This is a genomic window from Haemophilus sp. SZY H8 (assembly GCF_018829755.1).
GTDB lineage: Bacteria > Pseudomonadota > Gammaproteobacteria > Enterobacterales > Pasteurellaceae > Haemophilus > Haemophilus haemolyticus_K.
Window position 1 is genome coordinate 52661 of sequence record NZ_JAHKJY010000006.1, and the last position, 7476, is coordinate 60136.

Annotated in this window: 9 protein-coding genes; 1 reads left to right on the forward strand and 8 read right to left on the reverse strand. The window is 36.9% G+C overall.

Features of this window, described 5'->3' with window-relative positions; genetic code table 11:
• Positions 1–17: 17 nt before the first annotated feature.
• From KKW16_RS08400 to metN, 8 genes are all read right to left on the reverse strand, one after another.
• On the reverse strand, positions 18–653 hold the full coding sequence (locus KKW16_RS08400; RefSeq protein WP_046943106.1) for a hypothetical protein: 636 nt from the start codon (positions 651–653) through the stop codon (positions 18–20).
• Entirely contained in the window at positions 653–871 is a 219-nt protein-coding gene (gene ilvM, locus KKW16_RS08405; protein ID WP_215768186.1) for an acetolactate synthase 2 small subunit, read from the reverse strand. The genes KKW16_RS08400 and ilvM overlap by 1 nt, the downstream gene beginning before the upstream one ends.
• Positions 871–2529: an acetolactate synthase 2 catalytic subunit gene (gene ilvG, locus KKW16_RS08410; protein WP_215768187.1), complete on the reverse strand. Its 1659-nt coding sequence runs from the start codon at positions 2527–2529 to the stop codon at positions 871–873. Before ilvG ends, ilvM begins: the two co-directional genes overlap by 1 nt.
• Before the next feature lie 161 nt (positions 2530–2690).
• Positions 2691–3326 (reverse strand): DUF421 domain-containing protein, encoded by a 636-nt coding sequence (locus tag KKW16_RS08415; protein ID WP_140523532.1) that lies wholly within the window; start codon positions 3324–3326, stop codon positions 2691–2693.
• Entirely contained in the window at positions 3326–3781 is a 456-nt protein-coding gene (locus KKW16_RS08420; RefSeq protein WP_048953078.1) for a DUF3290 family protein, read from the reverse strand. Before KKW16_RS08420 ends, KKW16_RS08415 begins: the two co-directional genes overlap by 1 nt.
• A gap of 76 nt (positions 3782–3857) precedes the next feature.
• Positions 3858–4679, reverse strand: a complete 822-nt coding sequence (locus KKW16_RS08425; RefSeq protein WP_048953077.1) for a MetQ/NlpA family lipoprotein — start codon at positions 4677–4679, stop codon at positions 3858–3860.
• Between the two features lie 38 nt (positions 4680–4717).
• Positions 4718–5407, reverse strand: coding sequence for a methionine ABC transporter permease (locus tag KKW16_RS08430; protein WP_005629721.1), 690 nt, complete (start codon positions 5405–5407; stop codon positions 4718–4720).
• Positions 5397–6434: a methionine ABC transporter ATP-binding protein MetN gene (gene metN, locus KKW16_RS08435; RefSeq protein ID WP_009500269.1), complete on the reverse strand. Its 1038-nt coding sequence runs from the start codon at positions 6432–6434 to the stop codon at positions 5397–5399. The genes KKW16_RS08430 and metN overlap by 11 nt, the downstream gene beginning before the upstream one ends.
• Positions 6435–6609: 175 nt before the next feature.
• Here metN and gmhB point away from each other — a divergent pair, with 175 nt between their 5' ends.
• Positions 6610–7164 (forward strand): D-glycero-beta-D-manno-heptose 1,7-bisphosphate 7-phosphatase, encoded by a 555-nt coding sequence (gene gmhB, locus KKW16_RS08440; protein ID WP_048953075.1) that lies wholly within the window; start codon positions 6610–6612, stop codon positions 7162–7164.
• Positions 7165–7476: the final 312 nt, after the last annotated feature.

The window sequence follows — 7476 nt, forward strand, 5'->3', positions numbered from 1 at the left end:
AATTTTAGGGTTTGTTTTTATTTTCCAGATAAAGACTGAATTGCATAAAAAGGTAATGAGATAATTGCTAATGGTACAAAAATAATCATTGCCGCTGATGCTCGTCCAGCTACTGTAATGTTATCCTCTGTTGCTTCAGCACTGAATCTTTTTTCTTGACGATATTCTAAGTACTTAGTTTCCAAAGGTTTAATCAATTTGGCTTTTTTTAAAATCTCATTTTTATTTTTAATATCAACAATTTCACCATCTTCCATTCTAAAAAATATATTATGCTCCTGCATATTGTAATAATTTTGTCCATAGAGCTCATTAGATTGCTTTTGGGTAAGCTCTTTATCATTAAAATATAGTGTTAATGTAGCTTTCACTTTGTTTTTTTCAACATCTTTAGCGATAGAATGAATTTTCACAGATGATATGTTTTTTACATAAGGTGATCGTAAGATACGAATTAAATCTCCAGTTTCACTATATTTTGAACCGGCAAAGTGATAACTATTAAGTTGCCCTATAGCATAAATGTTGTCTTCTGCTATAAAGAAAGAGTGTATTACTTCTTTTTGAGAAGATAGTTCTTTATCTTGTAATGAAGTGCATCCAAATAGTACGAAAGTAATAAGTAACTCCAATAACAAACGTATATTTTTCATTATTTTATCTCCAGCACATCTGGCAATTTCGCCAACTGATTCACTAATAGCTCTAAAGTGCGGTCAGATTTTACAGTGATTTTTAACCGCACTTGGGTTTCAATTAGTGTCATTTCCATCGTTGTAACGGTAAACCCGCGGTGGCGTGTTACGCGTAAAATGCGTTCTAGTACTTCAGGACGATGGCGAGCGACGAGTTCCAATTTATATTCATTCATTAGTTCATCTCCTCTACCATATCCGCGTTACATGCACCTGGTGGCACAAGTGGCCATACACATTCATCCGGTGGAATACATACTTGTAATAAGTAGGCTGTCTTGCTGTTTAATAATCGGTTGAGTGCTGCATCCACATCATCTGCTGACTCAATACGTTCTGCAGGAATACCGAACGCATTAGCGAGCATCACAAAATCTGGGTTGTCGTCTAAAATAGTTTCACTGCGACGTTTATTCCAGAATAAATCCTGCCATTGACGAACCATACCTAAGCGTTGGTTATCCAATAGCAAAATTTTTACCGGTAAATTGCCACGTTTGATAGAACCCAATTCTTGGATATTCATCATGAGTGAGCCATCACCCGTAACCAAAATGACTTCATCTTGCGGACGTGCTTTTTTTGCACCCACTGCGGCTGGCAGACCAAATCCCATTGTGCCGAAACCTGCTGATGTAATGTAATTCTCTGGCGCAAAATGCTTCATGTGTTGCGCTGACCACATTTGATGCTGCCCTACATCGGTACAAATTACCGCATTATTTGGTTTGCGATTAGATAGGGTGTTGAGTAATGCCCAAGGATCAATCGGACGGTTGCCTTGATTTTTAACATAAGTGAAATCTAATTTTGCTTTGAAATTTCTGATTTGTTCACGCCAAGGTTCAATATCAAGATCTTGTTTGAGTGCATTAAGTGCTTGGATTAAATCCCCTTGTAATGCAACATCTGCACGGCGTAATTTATGGATTTCTGCCGCATCAATATCACAATGAATCACTTTGGCATGAGGCGCAAAAGTATCGAGTTTACCAGTTACGCGATCGTCAAAACGAGCACCGCATACAAGTAATAAATCACTTTCTTGCACGGCAAAATTAGCAGCTTTTGTGCCATGCATACCAATCATTCCCATATACACATCATTGTTTGGATGAATTGCACCTAAACCTTTTAAAGTGGAGACTGATGGCATTTGGGTTTGAGCTAAAAATTCGCGTAAGGCAGGAACAGCTTTCGCCATACCAACACCGCCACCCACATAAAGCACCGGTTTTTTAGCATTTTTTAATAATTCTTTTGCTTCAGCGAGTTTATCTACTGAAAGTGCGGTTGGTTTTTCTGGTGTTTTAACATAGGCTTTTACATTCTCAGGCACTTCACCAATTTGAATATCGCGAGGCACATCAATAAGAACTGGGCCGGGGCGTCCGCTTTGGGCAATTTCAAAGGCTTCCGCAAAAACATCGGCTAATTCATCCGTACTTTGCACGATAAAACTGTGTTTAGTGCAAGCAAGGGATAGTCCTAGAACATCAGCTTCTTGGAACGCATCCGTGCCGATTAATGGAGAGGAAACTTGACCGGTAATGGCTACAACTGGAATGGAGTCCATCATGGCATCGCCTAATCCAGTGACTAAATTGGTGGCGCCTGGGCCTGATGTTGCAATACAGACGCCCACTTTTCCTGTGGAGCGAGCATAACCGATCGCCGCGATGGCAGCTCCTTGTTCATTACGACAAAGTAAGTGATCTAAGCCTGCATCATAAAGGGCATCGTAGGTTGGCATGATTGCGCCACCTGGATAGCCAAAAAGAGTCGTGACATGGTGTGCTTTCAGGCACTCCATGATGAGTTGTGCACCTGTCATTGTGTTTGTTTCCGGGTCTTTTATTATTTTTGTCTAAGCTTTCATTGTAACGAAATTTTATAGCATTGGTAGGGCTAGCCTGAAAAAAAGTCAAATATTGAGACAGAAATTTAAAAAAAGACCAATAACTTAAATTATTGGTCGTGACTTTCATCAGTGGATTAGGTTGGGTCATAAAGGTGTGTAATTAATTGACCATTCAAATATTCACCAATATATACCTGATTTACAGTGAGTTTATTAGTATCTAATTCAGCATGAACCCAATTTTCATCTCGGTTGATAATATCAAGAATATCGTAATCAATTTGGCCATCAATAATTAATGGATAGCGTAAATCTTCATCTCCGTATTGAATGATTGAGAGTTGCCCATTTTGTTCAAGTACAGCTCGCTTTACAGTAGAGATTTCATATATGCCTGCTGCACGGAGTTTAAACATTAAATCATGGGCTGAGATACCATTTTTCATACATTCACTAGTTTGTACTTTGCCATCTAAAATTACCCAAACTGGGCTCCCATCGATAATATTTTTCACAAATCGGTTATGATTTTTGATAAAACGTAGTGTAAAAATTAATAATGTCCATAAAATGAGAACAAGGGAAAATTGTAGTATGCCAATATTGTCATTATAAATGACAGCGCCAATAATGCCGCCCAGTACATAATTTTGTACTTGATCCATGGCTGATGTTGGAGCAAGGTTTCCCTTACCCATTAAATTAATCTGTAAAACAAGACCAATAATGCCCATTGTAAGTTTTATAGCAAGAAATGAATAACTTTCCATTATTTATTTTCCTTATCAATAATATTGATATTCGGGTTGACTAAATTGATTTCAGAGAGTGTATAAGCAGTAAAATCATTATTAAAATTTACCTGATAGTATTTATCCTTAATATTTAAGATCATACCATTTGTAATTTTCTGGTTATTTACTCGTAGATCCTCAAATTGTAAATTTTGTGATGTTTTTACTGAGTTCAAAAATGTAACAATGCGAGAAGTATCATTTGCATATACTTGATTTTGTTCATATTGATTATATTGAATACCAAGTAAGAGAATAATTAAGAGCAGAAAAATAATACTGAGATCTCGGTATTTGGTTTCTAAACGATGGCGAAGATATAAACTTGTTACTAACAGAAGCGCACCAAGTGAAGTAAAAATTGCGATGTATTTAAAATAATCTTGAAAATACATACGGTTTTCTAAATAGAAATAAGTAAAAAAAGACATAAAAATATCCCAAGCTTAGATAAGAAAATCCCTTGCAGAGCAAGGGATTTAGTAATGCGTTAAAGTGCGGTAGAAATTACCAACCTTTTACAACACCATCTTTAAAGTGTTTTTTAGCTTCTTGGTAAACTTCTTCTGTTTGGTAAGATTTTACGAAGTCTTGAACAGCTTTGCTGTCTTTGTTATCGGTACGAGAAACGATAATGTTCACATATGGAGAATCTTTATCTTCTACAAATACACCGTTATCTTGAGCATTTAAGCCTACTTGACCCGCATAAGTATTGTTTACTACAGCTAAATCAACATCGTCTAATGCGCGTGCCGCAACGGAAGTATCTACTTCAGTGATGTTTAATTTTTTCGGATTTTCAACAATATCTAATACAGTTGAAAGAAGGTTATTTGCATCTTTTAATTTGATTAAACCTTGTTTTTCAAGAAGAATTAATGCACGGCCACGGTTTGTTGGATCGTTAGGAACAACAACTTTAGCACCTTCTTGTAATTCATTCACATTTTTGATTTTTTTAGAATAACCCGCTAATGGATAGACGAAAGTATTACCCACGATGACTAAGTTATTTAAATTTTTCGCTTTTGCATCTTCATCTAAATAAGGTTTATGTTGCATTGCGTTTGCATCTAAATCACCTTTAGATACCGCTTCATTTGGTAATGCGTAGTCATTGAATTCAACGAATTGAACGTCTAAACCATATTTTTCTTTAGCGACTTTTGCGGCAATTTCTGCAACTTGGTGCTCAGGGCCAGACATCACGCCGACTTTGATTTTAAGTGGTTCAGCTGCAGCTTCAGGTTTTTTATCTTCTTTACAGCCTGTTAAAACGAGAGCTGATGCGATTGCAGTGATTGCAAAAAGTTGTTTTAATTTCATAGGATTTCCTTCCTGTTTAAGTTAAGAGTTGTGTTTAATTAACGATGATCCACTTTTTTAGCCAGTGTATCGCCGAGTTTTTGGCTAATCATAACGAATAGCACAATAATAATGGTGGCCACCCAGGTGACATAAGGCATATTGCGATATACGCCGTAGTTGATAGCGAGGCTACCTAAACCACCGCCGCCTTGCGTCCCCGCCATTGCAGAATAACCAACTAAAGTGACTAGCGTGAGCGTGATGCCATTAATTAGTGTCGGTAGTGCTTCTGGCAAATAGAATTTACGTACAATTTGCCATTTAGTCGCGCCCATTGCTTGAGCGGCTTCGGTTAAACCATTTGGAATTTCCATTAATGCATTAGCAGTTAAGCGAGCTACGAATGGCATCGCACAAATACTTAATGGAATAATCGCTGCCGTTGTGCCTAATACGGTTCCCACGATAAAACGAGTTACAGGTAATAATATTAAGAGCAAAATAATAAATGGAATGGAACGTCCAATATTAATGATCGTGTTTAACACAAAATGAGTGCGGTTATTTTGTAAAATCTCATTTTTTCCAGTTAAGAAAGTCCATACGCCAACAGGCACCCCGACTACTACGGCAAGTAAAGTAGATGCAAAGCTGATATAAATAGTTTCATAAGTTGCGGTTGCGACAACACCCCACATTTGAGGTGTTAATTGCTGGCTGAATGTTGCCAAGAAATCATTGAACATAACCTAGCACCTCCACGCGCACGTTGTTTTCCATTAAATAAACTTTGGTTTGAGTAATAGCATCTTCATCGCCTTCTACTTCAGCAATGGTATAACCAAATTTCACACCTCCAGCATAATCAATTTGTGAGGTTAAAATACTGAGCTCCACGCCAAATTTTTTTGATGCTTGAGAAAGTAACGGAGCATCGACTGAGCGACCGGTAAATTCAAATTTGATAATTGGATACGCTTTGCTATGTTTCGGCGTATCAGTAAGATTTTCCAAATATTCATCAGGTAGGCTGATGTGGAAGGTCGAACGAATAAACTCTTGTGCTAATTCTGTTTTAGGGTTTGCAAAAATTTCACCGACAGTACCTTGTTCAACTAGGCGACCTTGATCAATGACAGCAACTTGATCACAAATCTGTTTAACAACTTCCATTTCATGGGTAATCAGCAAAATCGTAATACCTAAAGTGCGGTTAATTTCTTTTAATAATTTCAGAATAGATTGTGTCGTTGCAGGATCTAATGCGCTAGTTGCTTCATCACATAATAAGACTTTAGGATCGCTGGCTAAGGCGCGTGCAATGGCTACACGTTGTTTTTGCCCGCCAGAAAGATTACTTGGGTAAGCATCACGTTTTTCGCTTAAACCAACAAGCTCTAAAAGTGCGGTAATTTTTTCTTGGATTTTTGCTTTTGGCTCACCTTCCAATTCTAAGGGTAATGCCACGTTTTCAAATACGGTGCGAGAACTTAGTAAATTGAAATGCTGAAAAATCATTCCAATTTGACGACGAGCACGTACTAACTCGCGATCAGAAAGTCCTGTTAATTCTACACCGTCCACAATAACGGAACCGCTAGTTGGTTTTTCTAATAAGTTCACACAGCGAATTAACGTACTTTTTCCTGCGCCAGATGCGCCGATTACTCCGCAAATTTGACCTTTTTCGATGTTTAATGAGACATTATCAAGCGCAGTCAATTTCTTGCTAGGCAGCTCAAAAATCTTCGTTATATTGCTTAGCTTAATCATATAAGCCCTTTTTATTTGCTATTTTTAAATCTGTTTCGGTATTCTAGATGTCTAGATTGCTATGTCAATATGTCAGATTATCTTTTTTAGACAGATTGGTTATGAGTTATATTTGCTAATTGCTTGGATTAAATAGATAATTTTCGTCAATTTGACATGTATAAAAGGTAAGAGAATGAATAAGGCTATATTTTTAGATCGCGATGGCACGTTAAATATTGATTACGGTTATGTACACGAAATTGATAACTTTAAGTTTATTGATGGTGCGATTGATGCATTGCGAGAATTAAAGAAAATGGGATATATATTGGTGTTGGTTACCAATCAATCTGGAATTGCGCGTGGTTATTTTTCTGAGGAGCAGTTTTTACAGTTAACAGAATGGATGGATTGGTCATTGGCTGAACAAGATGTGGATTTGGATGGTATTTACTATTGCCCACATCATCCTGAGGGAAAAGGTGAATATAAAGAAGACTGTGATTGCCGGAAGCCTAAATCTGGAATGTTATTGCAAGCGATCAAAGAATTAAAGATCGATCCTACTCAATCTATTATGGTTGGAGATAAAGTTGAAGATCTAAAAGCGGGAATTGGCGCAAAGGTGAAAATGAATGTATTAGTTCGTACAGGTAAACCAGTAACAGAAGAAGGCGAGAGGATAGCTGATTATGTGTTAGATTCTCTCGTTGATCTTCCGAGAATTTTAAAACGATTAAAAAAATAGCTCAAAAGATCTATATTTTGCTCTAATCGCTTGCGCTTTAATCAAAAGATCATTTTTTTTAATATTTTTACAAAAAGTACTTGCAAGGGCTTTGAAAATCCCTATAATGCACCGCACACAACGACGCACTGTTGTGAAGTATTTAAGTTTCCAAGTGCGTCGTTGTTTTTTGCTCTTTAACAATATATCAGACAATCTGTGTGGGCACTTGTTGATTGACTTGTTTTAAAAATATTTTTAATTTTGAAGTCTTAATAGGTGCTTAACTGAAAATTCATAATTACTTTTTTAAGTAGTGTTTTTATTTATAGC

What these genes read in the sequence shown, in the direction of transcription:
- KKW16_RS08400 (WP_046943106.1), bottom strand. Translation starts at nt 653, where the DNA reads ATGAAAAATATACGTTTGTTATTGGAGTTACTTATTACTTTCGTACTA.
- ilvM (WP_215768186.1), bottom strand. Translation starts at nt 871, where the DNA reads ATGAATGAATATAAATTGGAACTCGTCGCTCGCCATCGTCCTGAAGTA.
- ilvG (WP_215768187.1), bottom strand. Translation starts at nt 2,529, where the DNA reads ATGACAGGTGCACAACTCATCATGGAGTGCCTGAAAGCACACCATGTC.
- KKW16_RS08415 (WP_140523532.1), bottom strand. Translation starts at nt 3,326, where the DNA reads ATGGAAAGTTATTCATTTCTTGCTATAAAACTTACAATGGGCATTATT.
- KKW16_RS08420 (WP_048953078.1), bottom strand. Translation starts at nt 3,781, where the DNA reads ATGTCTTTTTTTACTTATTTCTATTTAGAAAACCGTATGTATTTTCAA.
- KKW16_RS08425 (WP_048953077.1), bottom strand. Translation starts at nt 4,679, where the DNA reads ATGAAATTAAAACAACTTTTTGCAATCACTGCAATCGCATCAGCTCTC.
- KKW16_RS08430 (WP_005629721.1), bottom strand. Translation starts at nt 5,407, where the DNA reads ATGTTCAATGATTTCTTGGCAACATTCAGCCAGCAATTAACACCTCAA.
- metN (WP_009500269.1), bottom strand. Translation starts at nt 6,434, where the DNA reads ATGATTAAGCTAAGCAATATAACGAAGATTTTTGAGCTGCCTAGCAAG.
- gmhB (WP_048953075.1), top strand. Translation starts at nt 6,610, where the DNA reads ATGAATAAGGCTATATTTTTAGATCGCGATGGCACGTTAAATATTGAT.